At 72.5% G+C, this 21,796-nt stretch carries 21 protein-coding genes; 15 read left to right on the top strand and 6 right to left on the bottom strand.

Annotated features, from left to right (window positions below; all coding sequences use genetic code 11):
* Nucleotides 1–69 precede the first annotated feature (69 nt).
* A complete protein-coding gene (locus tag AB0I15_RS18680; protein ID WP_358096506.1) occupies nt 70–1,272 on the bottom strand; it encodes a serine hydrolase domain-containing protein in 1,203 nt (400 codons plus the stop codon).
* A gap of 60 nt (nt 1,273–1,332) precedes the next feature.
* On the bottom strand, nt 1,333–1,710 hold the full coding sequence (locus AB0I15_RS18675; protein ID WP_358096503.1) for a hypothetical protein: 378 nt from the start codon (nt 1,708–1,710) through the stop codon (nt 1,333–1,335).
* Nucleotides 1,711–1,966: 256 nt separating this feature from the next.
* Between AB0I15_RS18675 and AB0I15_RS18670 the strand changes: the two genes are divergently transcribed.
* The 5 genes from AB0I15_RS18670 (at nt 1,967) to AB0I15_RS18650 (ending at nt 7,122) form a co-directional block, all read left to right on the top strand.
* Entirely contained in the window at nt 1,967–3,550 is a 1,584-nt protein-coding gene (locus AB0I15_RS18670) for an FAD-dependent oxidoreductase (protein WP_358096500.1), read from the top strand.
* A gap of 14 nt (nt 3,551–3,564) precedes the next feature.
* Entirely contained in the window at nt 3,565–4,785 is a 1,221-nt protein-coding gene (locus AB0I15_RS18665) for a cytochrome P450 (RefSeq protein ID WP_358096497.1), read from the top strand.
* A gap of 109 nt (nt 4,786–4,894) precedes the next feature.
* Nucleotides 4,895–5,293, top strand: a complete 399-nt coding sequence (locus AB0I15_RS18660) for a hypothetical protein (protein ID WP_358096495.1) — start codon at nt 4,895–4,897, stop codon at nt 5,291–5,293.
* 30 nt (nt 5,294–5,323) lie between these two features.
* A complete protein-coding gene (locus tag AB0I15_RS18655; RefSeq protein WP_358096492.1) occupies nt 5,324–6,460 on the top strand; it encodes a sensor histidine kinase in 1,137 nt (378 codons plus the stop codon).
* The gene (locus AB0I15_RS18650) at nt 6,457–7,122 is read left to right on the top strand and encodes a response regulator transcription factor (RefSeq protein WP_358096489.1); all 666 of its coding nucleotides are present in this window, start codon (nt 6,457–6,459) and stop codon (nt 7,120–7,122) included. The genes AB0I15_RS18655 and AB0I15_RS18650 overlap by 4 nt, the downstream gene beginning before the upstream one ends.
* A gap of 16 nt (nt 7,123–7,138) precedes the next feature.
* Here AB0I15_RS18650 and AB0I15_RS18645 read toward each other — a convergent pair whose 3' ends face one another.
* The 4 genes from AB0I15_RS18645 to AB0I15_RS18630 form a co-directional block, all read right to left on the bottom strand.
* Entirely contained in the window at nt 7,139–7,531 is a 393-nt protein-coding gene (locus AB0I15_RS18645; RefSeq protein ID WP_358096486.1) for a TraR/DksA C4-type zinc finger protein, read from the bottom strand.
* A gap of 5 nt (nt 7,532–7,536) precedes the next feature.
* Nucleotides 7,537–9,978: a tetratricopeptide repeat protein gene (locus AB0I15_RS18640; RefSeq protein WP_358096484.1), complete on the bottom strand. Its 2,442-nt coding sequence runs from the start codon at nt 9,976–9,978 to the stop codon at nt 7,537–7,539.
* 110 nt (nt 9,979–10,088) lie between these two features.
* Nucleotides 10,089–12,641: a LuxR C-terminal-related transcriptional regulator gene (locus tag AB0I15_RS18635; protein ID WP_358096481.1), complete on the bottom strand. Its 2,553-nt coding sequence runs from the start codon at nt 12,639–12,641 to the stop codon at nt 10,089–10,091.
* Between the two features lie 188 nt (nt 12,642–12,829).
* Entirely contained in the window at nt 12,830–13,192 is a 363-nt protein-coding gene (locus tag AB0I15_RS18630) for a hypothetical protein (RefSeq protein WP_358096478.1), read from the bottom strand.
* Nucleotides 13,193–13,445: 253 nt separating this feature from the next.
* Between AB0I15_RS18630 and AB0I15_RS18625 the strand changes: the two genes are divergently transcribed.
* The 10 genes from AB0I15_RS18625 to AB0I15_RS18580 all read left to right on the top strand — a co-directional run bounded on the left by AB0I15_RS18625 (nt 13,446) and on the right by AB0I15_RS18580 (nt 21,702).
* Nucleotides 13,446–14,645 carry a hypothetical protein gene (locus AB0I15_RS18625; RefSeq protein WP_358096475.1) on the top strand — a complete coding sequence of 400 codons (1,200 nt, stop codon included), beginning with the start codon at nt 13,446–13,448 and terminating at the stop codon, nt 14,643–14,645.
* A gap of 63 nt (nt 14,646–14,708) precedes the next feature.
* Complete coding sequence (locus AB0I15_RS18620; protein WP_358096472.1) at nt 14,709–15,287, top strand: TetR family transcriptional regulator; 579 nt, start codon at nt 14,709–14,711, stop codon at nt 15,285–15,287.
* A 657-nt stretch (nt 15,288–15,944) separates the two neighbouring features.
* A complete protein-coding gene (locus AB0I15_RS18615; protein ID WP_358096469.1) occupies nt 15,945–16,316 on the top strand; it encodes a group 1 truncated hemoglobin in 372 nt (123 codons plus the stop codon).
* Entirely contained in the window at nt 16,317–17,438 is a 1,122-nt protein-coding gene (locus AB0I15_RS18610; RefSeq protein ID WP_358096466.1) for a globin domain-containing protein, read from the top strand.
* Nucleotides 17,435–18,094, top strand: a complete 660-nt coding sequence (locus tag AB0I15_RS18605) for a DivIVA domain-containing protein (protein WP_358096463.1) — start codon at nt 17,435–17,437, stop codon at nt 18,092–18,094. Before AB0I15_RS18610 ends, AB0I15_RS18605 begins: the two co-directional genes overlap by 4 nt.
* 113 nt (nt 18,095–18,207) lie before the next feature.
* Nucleotides 18,208–18,585: a hypothetical protein gene (locus tag AB0I15_RS18600; protein ID WP_358096460.1), complete on the top strand. Its 378-nt coding sequence runs from the start codon at nt 18,208–18,210 to the stop codon at nt 18,583–18,585.
* Between the two features lie 114 nt (nt 18,586–18,699).
* Nucleotides 18,700–18,831: a hypothetical protein gene (locus AB0I15_RS18595; RefSeq protein WP_358096457.1), complete on the top strand. Its 132-nt coding sequence runs from the start codon at nt 18,700–18,702 to the stop codon at nt 18,829–18,831.
* Nucleotides 18,828–20,273, top strand: a complete 1,446-nt coding sequence (locus AB0I15_RS18590) for an MFS transporter (protein ID WP_358096455.1) — start codon at nt 18,828–18,830, stop codon at nt 20,271–20,273. The genes AB0I15_RS18595 and AB0I15_RS18590 overlap by 4 nt, the downstream gene beginning before the upstream one ends.
* On the top strand, nt 20,270–21,487 hold the full coding sequence (locus tag AB0I15_RS18585) for a cytochrome P450 (RefSeq protein WP_358096452.1): 1,218 nt from the start codon (nt 20,270–20,272) through the stop codon (nt 21,485–21,487). Before AB0I15_RS18590 ends, AB0I15_RS18585 begins: the two co-directional genes overlap by 4 nt.
* Before the next feature lie 20 nt (nt 21,488–21,507).
* Nucleotides 21,508–21,702: a ferredoxin gene (locus tag AB0I15_RS18580; protein ID WP_358096449.1), complete on the top strand. Its 195-nt coding sequence runs from the start codon at nt 21,508–21,510 to the stop codon at nt 21,700–21,702.
* Nucleotides 21,703–21,796 lie beyond the last annotated feature (94 nt).

Here is a 21,796-nt window from a genome sequence, read left to right as displayed (position 1 = left end):
CGCATCGCGCGCCGAAGGCCCGTGGCTTCGCCCGCCCCGCCATGTCCCCGGCGACGGAGCCGCGTTCGCTCACCCGATGGCCTGCCGTACGGCGTCGAGCAGGCTCGGCCCGCGCACGTCCGGAACCCCCTCCCAGAGCCGGTTCATGACGTAACCGAACGCGAGCCCGCTCGCCGGGTCCGCGAAGCCGATCGAGCCGCCCAGGCCGGGGAAGCCGAAGGCGGTGGGGGAGTACCAGTACGCGTCGGGGGTCGGCAGGCCGAACCCGGTGCCGATGCGGACGGGTATGCGCAGGACGCGGTCCACGCCGGCCACCTGCTCCGCGGTCGCGGCGGCCAGCGTGGCGGGGGTCAGGACGCGGTGGCCGCCGACCTCGCCGATGAGCGCGGCGTAGAAGCCGGCCAGGGCGCGGGCCGTGCAGATGCCGTTGGTGGCGGGCATCTCGGCGGCCTGCTCGTCGGGGTCGTTGTGGTCCAGCGCGGGCGTGACGACGGTCAGCGCGCGCATGGTCAGCGAGGCCGGGTCGGCGTAGGCCGCCATCGCGTCCCGCATGGACTCGGGGACGGCGTCCAACTCGATCGCGGTGCCGGTCCCGGTTCCGGTGTCGGTGTCGGTCAGGGTGTCGAAGCCGGGCAGGGCCGCGACGATGCGGCTGACCCGGTGCTGCTCGGTCTTGGGCAGCCCGATCCACAGGTCGAGGCCGAGCGGGGCGGCGATCTCCTCGGCCAGGAAGGCGCCGATGGTGCGGCCGCTCACCCGGCGGACGACCTCGCCGACGAGCCACCCGTACGTCAGCGCGTGGTAGCCGTGGGCCGTCCCCGGCTCCCAGTACGGCCGCTGGGCCGCCAGCGCGCCGACCATCGGCTCCCAGGCGATCGCCTCCGCCGGGGTGATCGGCCGGTCGATCGCGGGCAGCCCGGCCTGGTGGGTGAGCAGCCACCGGACCGGTATGCGCTCCTTTCCGTTGGCCGCGAACTCGGGCCAGTAGCGGGCCACGGGGGCGTCGAGGTCGAGTTCGCCCCGCTGGGCCAGCAGGTGGGCGCAGGCCGCGGTGACGGCCTTGGTGGTGGAGTAGACGACCTGCAGCGTGTCGCGCTCCCAGGGGCGGCCGGTCCCGGGGTCGGCGATCCCGCCCCACAGGTCGACGACCTTCCGGCCGTGCAGGTAAACGCTGACCGCGGCGCCGATGTCCCGGCCACTGGTCAGGTTGGCGGCGAACGCCTCGCGTACCGCCTCGAACCCCGGTGCGGTCTCCCCGCCGATTTCGGGCATGCGTCATCGCCTTCCGTCGTGATGTGTGGTGCGAAAGTGTGAAAAAAGCGGAAAAGAGCGTCAGCCTCGGAATTTCCCGACCAGCCAGGCGCACAGCTCCGGCTCCGTCATCTCGGGAAACTCCACGGCGAACGTGGCCAGCGCGCGCATGGCCTCGTCGCGATCGAGACCGCGGGCCATCGCGGCCTTGAGGTATTCCTGGCGCGCGAGAGAGGGCCGCCCCCCGCCCGCGCCCCGGCCCGGCAGGCTCTCCCGCCACCGGACGATCTCGTCCAGCCGATCGGCCCGCCAGCCGGGAGCCCCGTCGACCTCGACGTCCGGCTCGGGAAAGGGCTGCTCGGAGCCGCCGGGGTAGCGGGTGCGCCACTTGTGCACCGCGTGCCGGCTCACGCCCAGGGCCTCGGCGACGCCGATGACCCCGAGATAGCGCTCGGTCATGGGTGCACCCTTGTCTGTCCGGCCTCCTTCGCGGATCTCCAGTAGTACCACGTCCGGCCCCGCGCTCCGCGAGGGCCGAAATCATTGTCTCTATAAGAGACGATGTTTGCAAGTGTCATTTGAGCTGCAAGGACGGGGAAACCATTGCCATCGGCGAGCTACGGGCCGGGGCGGACGGGGTAGGTCCTCGCGGGCCGGGCCCGCCGCCGCCGACGTCGAGCGGGCGCGCGTGCTCGCTCGACGGGGGAGTGGCCCAGTGAAAGTCGTCGTCGATCTGACGCGCTGCCAGGGATACGGGCAGTGCGCCTTCCTCGCGCCGGACGTCTTCACCGTCCGGGAGGAGTCGCTCCTGTACGACCTGGACCCCGCCGACGAGCAGGGCGAGCGCGTGCTGCGGGCGGCCGCCGCCTGCCCGGTCCAGGCCATCCACCTCGACTGGACGGTCACGCGATCCCCCGTGCCGCAGTCCGAGCGGAAGATCGACGGGCGCATCGTCATCGTCGGGGCCTCGCTGGCCGGGGCGCGCGCCGCCGGGGTGCTCAGGAGGGACGGGTTCGCCGGGTCGCTGACGGTGATCGGGAACGAGCGCCACGAGCCGTACGACCGGCCGCCCCTCTCCAAGCAGGTCCTCACCGGGCAGGTGGCCCCCGACCACGTCATGCTGCCCCGCCTGCGCGAGGTCGAGGCCGAGTGGCTGTGGGGCACTCCGGCGACGGGCCTCGACCTGGCCGGCAAACAGGTCCGTCTGGCCGACGGCCGGGAGATCGGCTTCGACCGGGTCCTGCTGGCCACGGGCACCCGCGCCCGGCCCTGGCCGCACGAGGCCGAGGCCGCGCTGGAGGGCGTTCACACGCTGCGCACCCTGGAGGACGCCTCCCGGCTGCGGCAAGCGCTGGACGCCCGCCCGAGCCGGGTGCTGATCCTCGGCGCCGGCTTCACCGGCAGCGAGATCGCCTCGGTCTGCCGTGAGCTGGACCTGCCGGTGACGGTCGTCGAACGCGGCCCCGCCCCGCTGGTCGGCGCCCTGGGCGGCGTGATCGGCGACGTGGCGGCGCAGATGCACCGCGACCACGGCGTGGACCTGCGCTGCGACACCACGGTCACGGCCCTGGAGGGCGACGCGGACGGGCGTCTGCGCGGCGCCCGCCTGTCGGACGGCAGCATGGTGGAGGCCGAGGTGGCCGTCGTCGCGCTCGGCTCGATCCGCAACGTCGAGTGGCTGCACGACTCCGGGCTGGCCGCCGGCGTGTGGGGCGTGGCCTGCGACGCGGGCTGCCGCGCCGTGGACACCAACGGCCTGGTGACGGACGACGTCTTCGTCGCCGGCGACATCGCGCGTTTCCCGCACCCGCTGTACCAGTACCAGTTCATGACGCTGGAGCACTGGGGCAACGCGGTCGCCCAGGCCGAGATCGCCGCCCACAACATGGTCAGTGACCAGGCGCACCGCTGGCCGCACCTGTCGGTGCCGGTGTTCTGGTCGAGTCAGTTCGGCGTCAACATCAAGTCGGTCGGGGTGCCCACCTTCGCCGACGAGGTCGTCATCACCCAGGGCTCGACGGCCGAGCGCCGCTTCGTGGCCGTCTACGGCTACCAGGGGCGCGTCACCGCGGCGATCACCTTCGACCAGGGGCTGTGGCTCGACTTCTACCAAGGGCTGATCGAGCGGGCCGCGCCGTTCCCGCCCGACTTCCGGCACGTGGACCGGCGGACGGCGGAGCGGCCCGTGCCCGCGCGGGTGCCCGAGCGGCTGACCGCCACGGCGGGGGCGACCGTCGTGGTGACCGGGCACGACCCGGCGGAACGGCGCGCGACGCTGGTGCACGCGCCGCAGAGGTGACGGACAGGAGTGCCATGACATCGCACAACGTCTTCGAGCAGATCCTCGACCCGTCGGGGCGAGCCGACCCGTACCCGCTCTTCGGAGAGCTCCGGGCGACGCCGGTGGCGCGGCAGGAGGACGGCACGTACGTCGTCAGCACGTACCGCGAGATCGTCGCGCTGCTGCACGACCCGCGCGTCAGCTCCGACCGCCGCAACCTCAGCTCGGACGCCGAGCCGCCGGACCTCTCGCCGGCGTTCATCGGGCTCGACCCGCCCGAGCACGACCGGCTGCGCCACCTGGCCATGCGCCACTTCGGGCCGCCGCACTCGCCCGGCACGGTCGACGGGCTGCGCCCGGCGATGCTGGCCATCACCACCGAGCTGATCGACGGGATCGCCGGCAAACAGCGGGCCGACCTCGTCGACGAGGTCGCCTACCCGCTGCCGGTCGCGGTGATCTGCCGGCTGCTCGGCGTGCCGCAGGAGGACGAGCCGCAGTTCCACGCGTGGGCCGACCAGATCATCGAGACGCTCGGCCCCGGCGAGGAGGACCGCGCCGAACGGGAGCGCGAACGCAAGACCATCGCGCTGGAGCTGGAGCGCTATCTCGCCGGGCTCGCCGAGGCCCGGAGGCGGCAGCCGGGGGAGGACCTGCTGTCCGGGTTCGTCACCTACCGGGGCCCCGAGGGCGGCATGACGCCGCAGGAGGTCGTCTCCACCGCCGTGCTGCTGCTCATCGCCGGCCACGAGACCACGATCAACCTCATCGCCAACGGCATGCTCACCCTGCTGCGCCACCCCGACCTGCTGGCCCGCGTACGCGACGACCCCGGCCTCATCGTCCCCACCGTCGAGGAGCTGCTGCGCTACGAGCCGCCCGTGCAGCTCGTGTCGTCCCGGGTCGCCCTCGACGACATCACCATCGCCGGCGTCACCATCCCGGCCGGCTCGCCCATCGTCCTCGCGCTGGCCGCGGGCAGCCGCGATCCCGCCCACGTGACCGATCCCGACCGGTTCGACCCCTGCCGCGCCCGCAACGAGCATCTGGGCTTCGGCGGCGGCGTCCACTACTGCTTCGGCGCGCCGCTGGCCAGGCTGGAGGCGCAGATCGTGCTGGCCGAGCTGGTGCGCAGGCTACGCGGGCCGCGGTTGGTCGCCGACCCGCCTCCCTACCGGCCGAGCCCCATCCTGCGCGGGCCGCGGCACCTGCTGGTCGACTACGACGGGGTCGAACCGGCGTACACCATGTGAGGTAGGACGTAACGCGTCCGGCGCAGGGCGAAGTGACGAGCCACGGACGACGCGGAGGCGGCGCGGCCCGGCCTACCGTCACGGTGCATCTCCTCCGAAAGGGATCCACGTGACGAAGATCATCATCACCGTGTTCACCGGCCTGACCCTGACCGCCGGCCTGCTCGCCCTCGGCGCCACCGGCGCGTCCGCCGGCGACTCCGGTACGACGGCCGCGCCGAAGCCCCCGAAGGGCGCCAGGGCGGTCGTCCAGGTCAGCCCCAACCCCACCACCAAGCGGGGCGAAGAGATCACGATCACCGGCCACTGCACCGACGGCAAGCGGCTCAGGGCCGTGGTCGGCGGGGTACGCAAGGAGATCCTGCGCAACGTCCGCATCATCGACGACAACCCGAAGGGGTTCGTGGCGAAGGCCACTCTCGACCCCAAGCTGGGCAACGGGGTCGGGCCCATCATGGTGGACTGTGACGGGGAGGCCGGCGTGACGCTCCTGGTCACCCACGTCTGATCCCCTCCTCGAGAAAGCGAAAGCCCCCTCATGGCACCGCCGTTCCCGCGACGCGCGCCCGCAGCGGTGCGTCACTCCGCCCGGCTCCTCGACCTGGCGTTCGCCCTCATCACCGTCGTGGGCGTGGTCACCGGGGTCATGGCGGCCGAGGTTCGCGAGAGCCCGTGGGCGGGTCTCATCCCGCTCGCGCTGTTCCTCGGCGCGCTCCTGCTGTTCCGGCGCCGGTGGCCGCTGATCGTGCTGCTGCTGTCGATCGGCGCGATCTTCCTCTACCGCTTCAACAGCCATTTCCAGGGTGGCTGGATCTGGCCGGCGTCGATCGCGTACTTCAGCGCCGCGTGCACCCCACGCGTCCGATGGGTGGCGCTCATCGGCGCCGCCCAGCTCGTCTACGCCGCCGTCGACTTCTGGCCGGTCCTCTCCGAGAACGCGAACCGTTTCCTCGTCCACATCGCCGGTGAGGGGCTGCTGCTGGCGAGCCTCATCGGCGCGGGCCTCTGCCACGCCACCGCACTGCGATGGCGTGAGCGGCTGCGCGAGACCGACGGCCGCGCCCGCGCCGCCGAGGAACGGCTCCGCGCGGCCCGTGAGGTGCACGACATCGTCGCGCACACCCTGGCGGTCGTCGGCGTCCAGCTCAACGTCGCCGCCGACACCCTCGAAGAGGCCCCGGACGAGGCTGCGGCGGCCCTGCGCGTGGCCAAGGACGTCAGGAACCGCGCGATGGCCGACCTCACCTCCCTCATCGGCGTCCTGCGCGACACCTCCGACGGCACCGCCCCCCAGCCCGACCTCGCCGCCCTGGACACGCTCATCGCGGACGCCCGCGCCGCGGGGCTGCGCGTCGTCCTCGACCAGCGCGGCGACCCCGCGTCCCTGCCCGCCGCACCGGCGGTGGCCGTCTACCGCATCGTCCAGGAGGCGCTCACCAACACCCTCAAACACGCGGGGGCCACCACGGCCGAGGTGACGATCGAGCGGGCACCGTCCGCCGTGACCGTCGAGGTCAAGGACGACGGGCGCGGCTGCGAGGAGATCGTGGAGAGCCACGGCCTGGCCGGGATGCGGGAACGGGCGAGCGCGCTCGGGGGCACGCTCGCCGTGGGTTCCGCGCCAGGAGGCTTCTCGGTACGGGCGCGGATCCCTGTGGCAGGCTCACCCGTATGACGACCAAGGTGCTCCTCGCCGACGACCAGGCCCTGGTGCGCGCCGGTTTCCGCGGGCTGCTGGCGCGTACCAGGGAGGTCGTCATCGTGGGGGAGGCGGCCACCGGCGACGAGGCCGTGCGGCTGGCCACGGCCACGCTCCCCGACGTGATCCTCATGGACATCCGGATGCCGGGCATGGACGGCATCACCGCCACCCGCCGCATCGTCTCCGACCCCGCCGTCCCCGGCTGCCGCGTGATCATCCTGACCACGTTCGACACCGACGAGCACCTCTTCGACGCCCTGCGCGCCGGCGCCAGCGGCTTCCTCACCAAGGAGATCGAGCCGGGCGACCTGCGCCGGGCGGTCGCCACCGTCGCGGCCGGCGAAGCGCTGCTCTCCCCGAGCGCCACCCGCCGGGTGGTGGAACGCTTCGCCCACGTGCGGGGGCCCGCCCTCGTCGCCCGGCAGTGGCTGGAGGTCCTCACCGGCAGGGAACGGGAGGTGGTCCGCCTGGTCGCGCTCGGCCTGTCCAACGACGAGATCGCCGAACGCCTCACCATCAGCCCGCTCACCGCCAAGACCCACATCACCAGGGCCATCGCCAAGCTGGCGGTACGCGACCGCGTCCAGCTCGTCATCCTGGCCTACGAGAGCGGCCTGGTTCAGCCGGGCGGCTGAGCACCGCCGCAGCCGGTCAGCGGCGGCCTGGCGCGCATCCGACGCAGGTCCTGGCGGCCGGGAGGATCATGAGGCGCTCGGCCGGGATGCGCCGCCCGCATGTCGCGCAGACCCCGTAACCGCCCGCCCGCAGCCGCTCGCGGGCCAGCTCCAGGTCGGCCAGGTGCGCGATGGCCTGGTCGAGGAGGGCCTGGACGTGGGCGCGTTCGAAGGCGGTGGATGTTCCCTCGGGGTCGTGCTCGTCGTCGGAGGCCGTCAGTGCCGACGACCGCACGATCTCGTCGCGATCGCTGCTCAGCATGGCGATGCGGGCCGACGTCCGCTGGTGGTCGGCGTCGAGCAGCTCTCGTACGGCCGTCTCCTCCGCCGGGGTGAGAGGGGCGTCCGCAGGGCCTGCGTTCGGTTCCATCCAGGTCATGTGCCCAGGTGGGCGCGGATATTCTCGACGTCCACCCCGCGTTCGTCGGTGTGGTCGGTGCCGAGCGAGGCCAGGATGGTCAGGGCCTGGGTCCAGTGGTGGCGGGCCCGCTCGTGCCGGCCGAGCGCGGCGTGGGCGTGGGCGAGGCCGTCGTGGGCGCGAGTCTGGTCGCCCGGCTGGCCCAGCTCGGAGGCCAGGGTCAGGGCCTCGTGGTGGCTGTCGAGCGCCTGCTCGTAGTCGCCGGAGTCGTGCCACAGGCGGCCCATCCCGTGGATGGCCTCGAACTGCCAGTTGCGGTTGCCGATCTCTCGCGCCAGGTCGAGGACCTGCTGGTAGCAGTCGCGGGCCTGCTCGTAGCGTCCGTGGAGGCGGTGCAGGGAGCCGAGCGCGTGCAGGCTGTCGAGCTCGCCGAGCCGGTGCCCGGCGGCCTGGGCCAGGCTCAGGGCCTGGGTGAAGCGGGCGGTGGCGGGCTCGTGCTCGTCGCGGCCGAGACGGAGGTGGCCGAGGCCGAGGAGCGCGCGTACTTCGCCGGTGCGGTGCCCGATCGTCCGGGCCAGCTCGAGACCCCGCGCCAGGTTCTCGTCGGCCCGTTCGTACTGGCCCATCACCCGGTGGATGTTGCCGGAGCTGATCAGGGCGTCCAGCTCACCGCTGCGGTGACCGATCGCGCGGGCGATGTCGAGCGTCCGCGCCAGATATTCGGCGGCCCGCGCGAACTCGCCCTGGACCGAGCAGATCATGCCGAGCCCGTTGAGCGCGCGCAGCTCGCCGGAGCGGTGCCCGACGGCGCGGGCGAGGTCGAGGGCGGTCAGGGTGTCCTCCATCGCCTCCTTGTAGCGGCTCTGCACGTAGCGGATCCAGCCGAGCCCGATGTAGGCCTCCATCTCGCCCGTGCGGTCCGCGGCGGCGGACAGGGCCCGCACGTGGAGGCTCTCGGCCTCGGCGTACCGGCCACGGGTGAACAGGCACCGGTGCAGCGTGGCCGACAGGTGCTGGACGTGCGCGGGGAAGCCGTGCTCGGCGGCGTATTGGGCGAGGGCGAGCAGATTGGCCAGCTCCGCCTCCAGCCACCCGGCGGCATCCGTCATCGCGGGCGCCGGTGCCCCGCCCAACGACGGCCGCAGGTCCGCCTCGTAGGGATAGAGCTCGTCCATCGCCGCCGACGCGGCCCGGCAGTAGTGGTCGAGCAGGCGGGTCAGCGCGGCGCGGCGGTCGGCCTCGGGCTCCTCGCCGGCGGCGGTGGCGGCGGCGTGGGCACGGATCAGGTCGTGGAGCCGGAACCGGCCGGGCGCCGGCTCCTGCAGCAGGTGCGCCTCCATCAGCTGATCCAGCAGGGCCGAGGCCCGCGCGGCGGTGATGTCGAGGAGCGCGGCGGCCGCGTCGGGCGCGATGTCCGCCCCGGCGTGCAACCCCAGCAGCCGGTACGCGCGCCGCTCCGCCTCACCCAGCTCCCGGTACGACAGGTCGAGCGCGGCGGTGACGCTGCGCTGCCCGGCCTGCAGTTCGCCCAGCCGCCGCCGGTGCTCCTCCAGCCGCTCCAGCAGGTGCCCCACGCTCCACGCCGGATGGTCTTTCAGCCGGGCCGCGGCCAGCCGGATCGCCAGCGGTAGCAGCCCGCACCGCCGTACCACCTCGGCCGGCTCGTCGCGCGCCGCCCCGGCCACCCGCTCCGCCCCGGCGGTCTGGGTGAACAAGGCGATCGCGTCGGCCAGGGGCAGGACGTCGACCGACACCGTACGGGCGTCGTCGAGGCCGATCAGCCGCCGCCTGCTGGTGACCAGCACCAGGCAACCGCTCGTGCCCGGCAGCAGCGGGCGCACCTGCGCCTCGTCGGCGGCGTTGTCCAGGACGATCAGCATCCGGCGACCGGCCAGCACGCTGCGGTAGAGGGCGGCCCGGTCGTCGGCGTGCTGCGGGATCGACTCGCCGGGCACGCCCAGCAGACCCAGCACCCGGGCGAGCGTGTCGCTCGGGTCGGACGGCGCCATGCCCTGCGTGTAGCCGTGCAGGTCCACGAAGAGGTCGCCGTCGGGGAAACGGGGGGCCAGCCGGTGCGCGGCGTGCACGGCCAGCGCGGTCTTGCCGACCCCGGCCATGCCGTCGAACGCGGTGATCACCACGGTCGCCGCGTCGCCGAGCAGGGCCAGCTCCCGCGCGCGGCCGACGAACGCCGCCACGTCGGCGGGCAACTGCCGGGGCACCGGACGCGCCGGGCGGGCGCCGGGAGGGGGCGCGCTGCCGGCACGGGTCAGGAGAGACAGCTCCGCGTCGTCCAGCTCCAGCGCCTGGGCCAGCAGCCGGATCGACGTGCCACGAGGGCGCCGCAGCTCGCCCGACTCCAGCCGGCGGACGGTGCGTACGTTGAGCCCCGCCCGCTCCGCCAGCTCCTCCTGGGTCAGCAGCGCTCGCTCGCGCCACGATCGCAACAGCGCGCTCAACGGGCCGGCGACGGCATCACCACGTGCTCCTGACGGCATGAACACATCTCCCGCGGTCAGCAGTCTGGATCAAGAAAAGCCTATGCCATTCCGCGTGGGGCCGCTTGTGGTTATCGGGCGAGCAGATCGGCGAGCGCCGCCCGGCCGGAGACGCCGAGCTTGGTGTAGGCGCGGGAGAGGTAGTTGTCCACCGTGCGGACGGACAGCGCGAGGCGGGCGGCGATCTCCCTGCTGCGGTGACCGGCCGCGGCCAGCAGGACGACCTCCCGCTCCCGCCGGGTCAGGACGTCCACGGGGGAGGCGGCGTCCAGCAGCGGGGTCAGGGCGCCGGGGCAACGGGCGCGGAGCAGGGCGGCCTTCTCGTGCGAACGGTTGGCGTGGGCGTGCCGTCCCGTGTGCCGGTGCGACCTGGCGGCGGCTGACTGGGCTTCGGCGGCGTGCAACCACAGGCCCAGCCGCGCGAACGCCGCCGCGGCCCGCTCCAGTGCTCCGGGGTCGCACCTGGCCAGGCCGTTGGCCGCCTCGGTCATGGCCGACGTGGCCGGGGTGCGTAGTTCGGCGGCCAGGACGGACAGGCGGGCCCGTACGGCGCGGGCTTGGCCCAGGCGGGCGGCGTCGTACAGGGCCGTCGCCTCGACGGCGGGCTGCCCGGCGTGGCGGGCCAGGTCCGCGGCCCGCCTGGCGCGTTCGGCGGCGCCACGGGTGTCGCCTCCGGCGGCCACGCACCACGCGCGGCCGAGCTCCACCCACGGCCGGAAGAGCGGCCTGACAGAACCCCCGACAACCTGGACACCACCACCCGCCACCACACAACCGGCCACACCGCCCGCCGCCGCCACACCACCCGCCGCCGTTGCGCCGGCTGGTGACAGTGCTGTCGGGGTTGTCGTGGCCGTCAGGGTCGCGGTGCCGGTCAGTGCCGTCGTGGCCGTGAGTTCGGCCTGGCAGAGCGGGCTCAGGTGGCCGGGGTCGTGGCCGTCCAGGAGGGCCACGGCCTCACGTAGCGCCCGGATCGCCGTCTCCGGCTCCCCCTGGGCCCTGGCGACCGCGCCACGACAGGCCGTCCACAGCCCGACCACGGCCGGCGGGCCCTCGTCCCCCTGGCCGATCAGCGGGCGCGCGTCGCACGGCTGCCCGTTCACCAGCAGCGCCAGGCAGTACGCGAACCGGGCGGGCGTGCCGTGGAAGGACGCGTAGGTCTGCGCCGCCTCGCCGAGCCGCCCGCGCAGCCCGGCCGCCGCGATCACACAGGCCGCCGCCCAGACCAGGCAGGCACGCGGACAGCCGGGCCCGCGCAGCACGGCCTTCGCCGTCTTGTCGGCCTCCTCGACGCGGCCCTCCAGCAGCAGCATCCAGCAGCGGACCACCTCGGCCTCCTCGGCCCGCCCGGTCGCCTCCGCGAGCGCGCGGTCGGCCGCCGCGACGTCGGAGCGCCCCCAGTACGACACCACCGCCCAGACGATCGCCCGCCGCGCCGACCCGGGGCAGCGCGCGAGCACGTCCGCCGCGTCCTCGTAACGGCCCTGCCGGGTGAGGATCTCGGCGAGCAGGAGATCGGCCGCCGCACCCCGCGCCCGCGCGAACCGCTCGGCCGTGCCGAGGTCGTGGCGGGCCAGCGCCGTACGGGCGGCCCGTAGCAGGCGGTCCGGCTCGATGGGCACCTCGGCGTCCAGCGGCCACGTCCTGCCGGGTTCGCCCGGTTCGATGACGCCGGACAGCCGCGTCCACAACGTCCGCGCCCGTGCGGCCGAGAGCGTCACCCTGATCACCTCGCCGTGCAGCGGGTGGGCGATCCGCGCCACCCGCCTGCCGCCGGCGGACGTCTCCACGGTCACGAGGCCGCGCTGCTCGGCGGCGGCCGGCGCGTCCGCGTCATCGACGACGCGGTCCAGCACCGCGACGGGCACCGGCTCGGCGCAGGCGACCGTCTCCAGCACCGCGCGAACGCGCTCCCCGGCATCGGGGAACTGCTCGTCCAGCGTCTCGGAGAGCCGCCGCGTCACCGTCAGGACGCCGTCCCACCGCCAGACGCCGCCCACCCGCCGCAGCGTGCCGGACTCCTGGAGCGCGTGCAGCAGCTCCCGCAGCATCAGGGGGTGGCCGCCACTGAGCCGGGCGAGCTCGCGCCGGCTGACGGCGTCGAGCCAGTGGCCGAAGTGCACGTCCAGCAGTTCGGTCACGACGGCGGGTCCGAGCGGCGCGAGGTCGATCCGGGCGAGGAGGCATTCCTTCGTCAGCGCGGCGATCGCGTCGCACACCGGCTCGCCCGTCCGGCGGGTGACGACCAGGAAGGCCAGCTCACGGGTGGCGACATGGTGGACGAACGCGGCGGAGGCCGGGTCCAGCAGATGCGCGTCGTCCACGACGAGGACGGCTCCGGGCATCTCCTGGAAGCGGCGGGCGAGCCGCCGCATGACCTCCAGCCGGTCGGGCCCGGCGTCGTCGGGAAGCAGATGGACGAACGCCCCGAACTCGATGGCCGCCCCCGCCCGGGTCGCCGCCACCCAGCACTCGCGCGCCGGGCCGAGCCGGCCCAGCGCCTCGCGCGCCAGCCTGCTCCTGCCCACCCCGCCCGCCCCGGCCAGGACCACGCCGCCGCCACGATCGTCGCGCGCCGCGAGAATCGCCCGCAGCTCCGGCTCCCGGCCCAGAAAAGGCCACACATTCCCTGAGTACGTCGTCATCTCCCGCCGGATCACGGGAACATTGATCCACACCCGGCGGGTGCCGGCCAGATGAACGCGACTGCCCTGAGTTAAAGGCTCGACCGGTCGGACTGATCCAAGGCTCCGCTGCTCCCATGCGAAGAACCCCGCCCCGGGACCGGGGCGGGGATGGCGTCACGTTCGGGTCAGAAGTAACGCTGAATGGTCCACATATTGCTGACGATCGACGTGGGGTGCCCGCAACGCGTCGGGTCCCAGCGGGTATTGGTCACCGCCCATCCGACGGGCTGCCAGCCGGCGCAGACCGTCATGTTCCAGCCGATGGGCTTGTCGTAATAGGACTCGATGGTCCACACGTTGTAGACGATGGAGGTCGGGTTTCCGCAGCGCGTCGGGTCCCAGGTGTCGTCGGTCTTGACCCAGCCGGCCGGGACGTTCCAGGCGCAGACCGTACGCACGATCGCCGCGTCGGCCGGTACGCCGGGCAGCGCCACGAGCGCGGCCCCCGTGGCCAGCGCCATGACGGCGCCTTTGAGACGTCTCACCATTTCCTTACCTCCTTTGACGTAGCCTGCCTTTCGCTTTCGCCTCGCAGGCTATGAAGGCCGCCCGGAGGCGGGTAGAGCAGTCGGTCCTCCTTGATTTCCGCGCCCTTTTCATGTGGTCCCTGGAATTCGCGCCGCCCGGCTGAGTATTCGGCCGCGATCCGGCGGCTCCCGGTGAGTAACGCCCTTACTCTGGACGGTCGATCTTTCCTGCTGGACGCTGTGCGCACGCGAATTCGAAAGGGGCTGAAAGAAAATGGCTGTCACCAGGCGCGCATTTCTCGCGGCCGCGGCGCTGACGCCCGTGCTGGTCTCCACGCCGGCCTTCGCGGTGCGCGATCCCTATGCTTTCCCGGTCCGTCCAGGGACGAAGGAATGGGCGGCCATGAAAACCCACGCGGAAAGGATCCGGGCCCTCCAGTTCCCCGACGGCATGGCCGCCTCCATGTCCACCGACGACCTCGTCTCGACCGTGCTGGATTATCCGCTGCTGCACGAGGCCCTGTGGTTCAGCAGCGTCCAGCAGGGGGTCGAGGCGGTGGCGGCCCGGTTCAACGGGCTCGCCGAACTGCTGCGCCGCCCCGATGCCGGTCCCGCGCTGCTGTCCAGGTACGCGGCGCTGGACGCCCGCCCGCCGAAGGACGGCGACGCCCTGGCCAAGGGCTCCCATGTGCTGGCGGCGTGGGCGGTGGAGACCCTGCTGGCCCAGCCCCAGGCGCTCGCCACGCTCTCGGCCGACGAGACGGAGTCGGCGCTGCGGACCGCGCACCGGACGTACGTGACCAAGAGCACCGAGCCCGCCTACGGCCCGGCCGGGCTGGAGCCCACCGCGACGCTGCTGGGCCGCGCGCTGGCCACCCGCGAGGGCTGGACCTGGGACCATCTGCGGCTCCTGCGCGAGGCCACCGCGTCCACCACGGCGGAGGCGGAAGCCGTCGTACGGGCGGTCGAGCGCCATTTCGCCGAACCCGGCAGGACCCACCGGGTGCGGACCCCCGCCACGACCCTCGACCACCTGGGCACCGTCTACACCCCCAAGGGCACGCCGGTCACCGTCGAGGTCAGGGACATCGAGCTGAGCCCGGGCACGATCCTGCACTACAACGCCCTGGTCGCCGCCGCCCACCCGGGCGCGACGCGGGAGACCGACTCGACCCGCAAGTACAACTGCCACGCGTACGCCTGGTACTCCACCTCGCCGTTCGGCAACGTGTGGATGAACCGGCCGAACCACCACGCGTACTGGCTGGACGGCAGCTTCCTGGAGTGGACCTTCGGGGTGGGCCTGCGCCCGAACATGCGATGGCGGTGGGTCAACGACGACCACTCCGGCATCGAGGTGGAGTCCACCACCATGATCGTGTCGAAGTGGGGTCAGGGGCCACGCATGCGGCACTGGTGGGACGACACCCCGTACAACGACTCGCTGATCTACCGGTACTACCGGAACTGGTGAGTCTTCAGTGGCCGTCGATCGCTTGGCGGCGCCACCGCTAATGACCACCTGTACGCTTGGCGCGTGAGCAGCGAACCCACGACCAAGAGGCGCAGGCGCGATCCCGAGGCGAGCCGCGCCGCCATCCTCGACGCGGCCCGCGCCGCGTTCGCCGAGCGCGGCTACGCCCGCGCCACCATCCGCGAGATCGCGCAGCGGGCCGGCGTCACCCACGGCCTGGTCATGCGGCACTTCTCGTCGAAGGAGCAGCTGTTCATCGCCGCGATGCCGGAGGGCCGCGACCTGCGGGACCTGATGCCCGGCAGCCCGGAGACGCTGCCCGAGCGGATCGCGCAGACGTTCGTCGACCGCATGGAGCACGCCGACGGCAACGACCCGTTCATCGCGCTCATCCGCGGCGCCGCCTCCGACGAACACGCCGCCACCAACCTCTACCTCGCGATGCGGCAGCGCAGCATCGAGTCCTACCGCGCCCTCATCACCGGACCCGACGCCGAAGAGCGCATCGACCTGCTGGGCGCGCACCTCATCGGGGTCACCTTCAGCCGCTACGTCATCAAGTCCGGGCCACTGTCGGAGATGACCTCCGAGGTCCTCGTCCACCACCTGACCCGAACCCTGCGCAACATCCTCCTCGGCTGAGGAGCACGGGTGGTCAGGGGCGTCCCGGCCTCAGCCCCGGAGCGTGGTCAGGGCGACGGTCTCCGCCGCCCGGCGTGGGCGGCCTTCGCCGGTCGATGACGGTCTGCCCCGGGGGCGAAGACGTGGCCTACGAGTTGTCCTCCCAGTTCAGCGCCGAATCCATGATCTTACCCGGCAAAGCGCCGGTCTGGTGGAGATATCGGTTGTTCCGCGTGGAATGGCCACTAAAGGCGGGAATGGCCGCCCGAAAAACGCGGCATTGTCGGTCTGGTATGGGTTGCGGGCGATGTGATCACCCCCTAGTGTTCCTGAGACATGTTCGCGTGCTCGGAAAGCCTGATGGGTTAAGGGCCAGTACAGGTATATGGCCTGCACAGGATCCGCTCTATGGGGGCATGAATGGCGCTCAGATCGCGCGCAGCGTCGGCTGTGGTGGCGGAAATCGGTAACGGCGCAGGTAGATGAGATGTCCGTGCGCAGCCTGGTCGATGAGCCGCATGGCGAAGACCTATCTCGAGGGCGTGACCTTCCCTGTGGAGAGCGCCTGGGCGACCGGCTGATGACCCGTCCAGCAGGAAAGGCGTCGCAACAGCGCGAACAGGCGCATTTACTCCCTGTAAACACCCATGTCCTGATTTAGGAGGTTTTGTAGTCCCAATGGCTTCGTACTATGAGAAAGTCGGCGCCCCAACCGTCCGCGAAGTGGTCGACCAGTTCTACGTGGTCGCGCTGGACGATCCCGACCTCAAGCCGTATTTCGACGGTGTCGACCTGGCGAGGCTCAAGCGGCACATGGTCATGCTGCTGTGCTCCGTCCTGGGTGGCCCGGAGGTGTACGAAGGCCGCGACCTGGCCGACGCGCACAGGGGCATGGGCATCACCGGGGAGCACTACGAGAAGGTCGGCGGCGCGCTCGTCGCGGTGCTCCGGGAGCACGGCGCCGACGAGGACGTCGTCGAGCACGTCGTCACGGTCCTGGGCCAGGTGCGCGACGCCATCGTCGAACAGCCCGCAGAGGCAGCCGGGTAAGTGGACACGCAAGCTCTGAAGAGCAGTTGGCACCTGGTGGCCCAGTCGGGCGACCAGGTGCCGCTGTTCTTCTACTCCGCCTTATTCCTGATGTACCCGGAGACGCGCGGCATGTTCCCGGTCTCCATGGCCACCCAGCGAGACCGGCTCGTCAACGCGCTGGGGCACGTCGTCAGCAACGTCGACCGGGTGGAGGACGTGGTCCCGTTCCTCCAGCAACTCGGCCGCGACCACCGCAAGTTCTCCGTGGTCGCCCAGCACTATCCCGCCGTCGGGCAGGCGCTGCTCGCCACCCTGGAGCACTTCCTCGGCGATCGCTGGACACCCGCCCTGGCGCGCGACTGGACGGCGGCGTACGGCCTGGTCGCCAAGGTGATGACCGAGGCGGCAGAAGAGGCGTCGGCCACGTCGCCGCCCTGGTGGGAGGGCGAGATCATCCTCCACGAGGTACGCGCTCCCGGCATCGCGGTCATCCGCGCCCGCCTGAACTACCCCTACCCCTTCCGCGCGGGACAGTCCGCGTCGGTCTCGGTCCCGCTGCGGCCGAGGATGTGGCGTTTCTACTCCTTCGCCAACGCGCCGCGCCGCGACAACACCGTCGACTTCCACGTACGCGTGGTCGACGGCGGCACGGTCAGCACGGCCCTGGTGCACGGTACGCAGCGTGGCGACATCCTGAAGATCGGCGCACCGGTGGGCGACAAACTGACGCTCGACACGAGCCGGCCCAGGGAACTCCTCCTGGTCGCCGGCGGCACGGGCCTGGCTCCGCTCAAGGCGATCGTGGAGCAGGTGGCCTACGAGGGGCCGCGCTGCAACGTCCGCCTCTTCGTGGGCGCCCGGACCTCCCGGGAGCTGTACGAGATCGAGACCCTGTCCAAGATGGACGCCGAGAACCCGTGGCTGAACGTGGTCCCCGTCGTGTCCCACGACAACTTCTACAGCGGGGAGCACGGCTACGCGGTGGACGTCGCGCTGAAGGCGTGGCACGGGCAGGACGTCTTCGTGTGCGGCTCCGAAGAGATGGTCCAGAGCTCGGTCTCCCGGCTCCTGGACGCCGGCGTGCCGCCCGGCCAAATCCGCTTCGACGAGTTCACCAGTGCTGGAGGTAGGGAGCAATGACGGAGACGCCGTGGGCTCATCGCCCATCGAACGACCGCCAGCGACTTACACCGGATCGGATACGGAACAAGGACTTCTCACGTACCAAGCTCGGGCACCGCGGCTTCAGCGAGGACGAGGTGCGCACCTTCCTGTACCGCCTGGCCGAGGACATGGCGGCCGGTGACATGGAGAAGGCCGACCTGCGCGCGGAGGTCGAGCGGCTCAAGAACTGGTACAAGGACCACGGCACCGACGTCGCGAGCCCGGGCGCGCAGCGGGCCAGGCTCAACGTCGACGCGGTCAACCTCCTGTCCCGCGCCCAGCAGACCGCGGACGCCCAGATCGCCGAGGCCGAGGACTACGCCCGCCGGCTGGTGGCCCAGGCGCGCCAGCAGTACGAGCAGCTCCTCCAGGAGGCGCAGCAGCAGGCGGAGGAGGCCGCCAGCCAGGCGGTCAGCGTCTACCGCTCGAGCGGACAGGTCCATTCGGCCGAGGCCGAGGAGCTGGAGCGCCGCATCGCCTACCTGCGTACCTTCGCGGAGGTCACCCAGGTCCAGTTGCGCGCCGTGCTCGAAGGGCTGACGAACGAGGTCAACAAGCTGGGCAGCCTGCCCGAGGCGAGCCGCCAGGTCGCCGCGTACTCCTCCTCGGCGTCGTCCGCCACCCGGGACTAGCGGGCTCGGGCTCCCCGCCGGCCCCCGCGGCGAACGCGGCCGCCGGCGGGGAGCCCTGGCGCCCCCGCCCGCACGCGCGGAATTCGCGTGCGTCCCGGGGGTAGGGGCCGGGCATGACCGTGAAACTGAACGCGCGTGCGTTCGACCACGCCAAGCGCCTGGCCAAAGACGAGCGGGTCGTCCTGGACGACCGTGACGGCTGGAGCGAGCACCAGCCGACGGCCCAGCAGGAGAACGAGTTCATCGAAGAGCACGGCATGCGCGAGTACGGCAAGTGGTACCTCGGCATCGACGACGAGCAGGACGAGGAGAACAAGGGCCACTACAAGTTCCCGTACGGGGACTTCGAGAGGGTGCACCTGTGCGGCGTCCTGTCCGCCGAGTCGCGGGCGGCGCAGCAGAAGTACGACGACATCGAGTCCGCGGTGGCCCACCTGCACGGGATGCTGGAGCTGCTGCGCGAGGGCAAAGGCTCCTCGTCGAAGAGCTGACTCCCGGCCGGCGGCCTGCTCCGCGGCTTGAGACTTCGCGCCCGCCGCCCTCTGGCAGGAGGTGCGGCAGCAGGCCGAAGTCTCCGGAACCTGTTCAAGGACAGGCTTGACGTCATGACTGTTCGTGACGACGGCCGGCTCTGTCCTGAGCCCGCCATCGAGACCTGTGACCAACGCTCGCGCCACCGGCCGGGCGGCTCCGTGAGCCGTACCCCTTCCGGCGAGTGGCCGGGGCGGGCGGCGTGAACGTCGCCTCCGTTCCTTCCGCCCCGCCCTCCTGGCGCGAACTGCTCGGACCCGAGCACGCCGGGGCGGCGATCGTGCTCGCCGTCGGGGTGTTGGTGGGCGCGGTCAACATCTATCTGGCCGCCAGCCTGCTGCCGACCGTGGTGGCCGACATCGGCGGCGCCGGCTTCTACGCGTGGAACATGACCGTCTACCTCGTCGCCATGGTCATCGCGACGATGCTCGTCAGCCGGGTCCTGGCCCGCTGGGGCGGCGTCGGCGCCTACCTCGCCGGCTTCGGCGTGTTCCTGGTGGGGTCGCTGGCCTGCGCGGTGAGCCCCGTGATGGCGATGCTGCTGGCCGGGCGCGGGCTGCAGGGTCTCGGGGCTGGGCTGCTGTCCGGGCTGGGGTTCGCCGCCGTACGGTCGGCGCTGCCGCAGCGGCTCTGGACACGCGGCAACGCGCTGATGTCGGCGATGTACGGCGTCGGCAACTTCGCCGGCCCGGCGCTGGGCGGGGTGTTCGCCCAGTTCGGCGGCTGGCGGCCGGCGTTCGTGCTGATGGCGGTGATCGCGGCCGTGTGCGCCCTGCTGGTGCCCCGGGTGCTGCCGCGCGGGGAACGCGGCGGTGTCCGGGCACCGGTGCCCGTCGTGTCGCTGCTGCTGGTCACGGCCGCCACCGCGGCGGTCAGCCTGGCGGGGGTGCTGCCCGGCCCCCTGCCCATGGCGGCGGGCGTCGTGGTGGCGCTCCTGCTGGTGGCCGCGTTCGTCGCCCACGAGCGGCGGAGCGAGGTGCGGGTCTTCCCGCGTACGACGTACCAGGCGGGGTCGCCGTTGAAGTGGGTGTACCTGACGCTGGCGCTGCTGGCCTTCGGCGTGGCGGTGGAGTCGTTCGTGCCGCTGTTCGGCCAGCGGCTGGGCGGGCTGCCGCCGGTCGCGGCCGGGTTCTTCGGGGCGGCCATCTCGCTGGGCTGGTCGGGGACCCAGCTCATCAGCTCCTCGGTGATCAAGGAGGGGACGATCCGGCGGCTGCGTGTCGCGGGGCCGCTGCTGCTGGCGGCCGGGTTCCTCGCGCAGGGGCTGCTGCAGCGCGAGGACGCGCCCGGCTGGCTGGTGCTGGTCTGGGTGCCGGTGCTGATCGTCGCCGGCGCGGGGGTCGGGCTGGCCTATCCGCACCTGGCCGTGGCCGTCATGTCCAGCACCCGGGACCCGGAGGAAGGAGGGCGGGCGGCCGCGGCCATCGCCACGGTGACGAGCCTGTCGATCGCGTTCGGCACGGCGGTCGCCGGCGTCCTGGTCAACCTGGGCGGGGCCTCGATGCTCGATTCGGCCCGGTACATGCTGTTCGGATTCGCGCTCATCTGCGCGATCGGCGCCCTCACCGCCCGCGCGGCGGACCGCGCCGACCACCCCGCCGACCACCGCGCCGACCGCACAGCCGACCACGTGAAGGAGACGTCATGACCGACGCGCTGTCACCAGAGGCGACGTTCCCGATGGCACGTGCGGCGCGATGCCCGTTCGACCCGCCGCCCGAGCTGAGCCGCCGCCGCGAGCAGGAGCCCGTCTCGCGCGTGCGGCTCTGGGACGGCGGCACCGCCTGGCTGGTCACCCGCTACGCCGACGTACGCGAGCTGCTGCGCGATCGGCGGGCCGGCGTCGACGTCACCGAGCCGGGCTTCCCGCACACCAACGCGGTCAGCAAGGCGCGCGACGCGCAGATGAAGACGCTGATGCAGATGGACGCCCCCGAGCACACCACCCACCGGCGCCGGCTGACCGCCGACTTCATGATCAAGAAGATGGAGGCGCTACGGCCCACGATCCAGGAGCTCGTCGACGGCCTCATCGACGACCTGCTCGCCGGCCCGAACCCGGCCGACCTGGTGGAGGCGTTCGCGCTCCCGGTGCCCTCGCTGGTGATCTGCGAGCTGCTGGGCGTGCCGTACGCCGACCGCGCCTTCTTCCAGCGCGTGGCCGGCGAGCTCGTCATGGACCAGGGCGACCCGGCCCAGGCCATGGCCGCCAGCCGGGAGCTGGAGGCGTACCTGGAGAGGCTGGTGGAGAAGAGGAACGCCGAGCCGGGCGACGACGTGCTCAGCAGGCTGGCCGTCGAGCACTACCGCACCGGCGAGATGACCCGGCGCGAGATCGCCACGATGGGCCAGCTCCTGCTGGTGGCCGGGCACGACACCACCGCGAACATGATCGCGCTGGGCACGGCCGCGCTGCTGGCCCACCCGGAGCAACTGAGCGCGATCCGCGACACCGGCGATCCCGCCCTCGTGGCCGGCGCCGTCGAAGAGCTCCTGCGCTACCTGTCCATCACCCACACCGAGGCCCGCCGCGTGGCGCGCGAGGACCTCGCGATCGGCGGGCGGCTCATCCGCAAGGGCGAGGGCATCATCGCGGTGAAGAGCACCGCCAACCGCGACCCCGCCGCCTTCCCCGACCCCGGCACCCTCGACGTCCGCCGCAGGGCCCGCCACCACGTCGCCTTCGGCTACGGCGCCCACCAGTGCCTGGGCCAGTCGCTGGCCCGGGTGGAGCTTCAGGTCGTCTTCGGCACCCTCTTCCGGCGCGTCCCGACGCTGGCGCCGGCCGTACCGCTGGAGGAGCTGACGTTCAAGCCCGACGCGGTCTTCTACGGCGTCCGCGACCTGCCCGTCACCTGGTAGAACCCGGAAGGAGCAAGCCCATGAAGGTCACCGTCGACCAGGACGCCTGCGCCGGCTCGGGGCAGTGCGTGCTCATCGCCCCCGAGGTGTTCGACCAGCGCGACACCGACGGCATCGCCGTGCTCCTCCGCGACAGCCCGGACCTCCGGCTGCACGAGGACGTCCGCGACGCCGCGCGGATCTGCCCAGCCCGGGCGATCACGCTCACGGGATAGGGGCGGGGCGGGGGGGGCCCGAGGGGTTGGCCGGCGGCCCCGTGCGGGGGGGGCCCGCGCCCCGCCCTTAGGGGGGCCGGGGCGGCCCGCGGGG

It is taken from the genome of Nonomuraea sp. NPDC050643 (assembly GCF_040654715.1).
Lineage (GTDB): Bacteria > Actinomycetota > Actinomycetes > Streptosporangiales > Streptosporangiaceae > Nonomuraea.
This window is presented reverse-complemented; position numbering and strand designations above follow the sequence as displayed.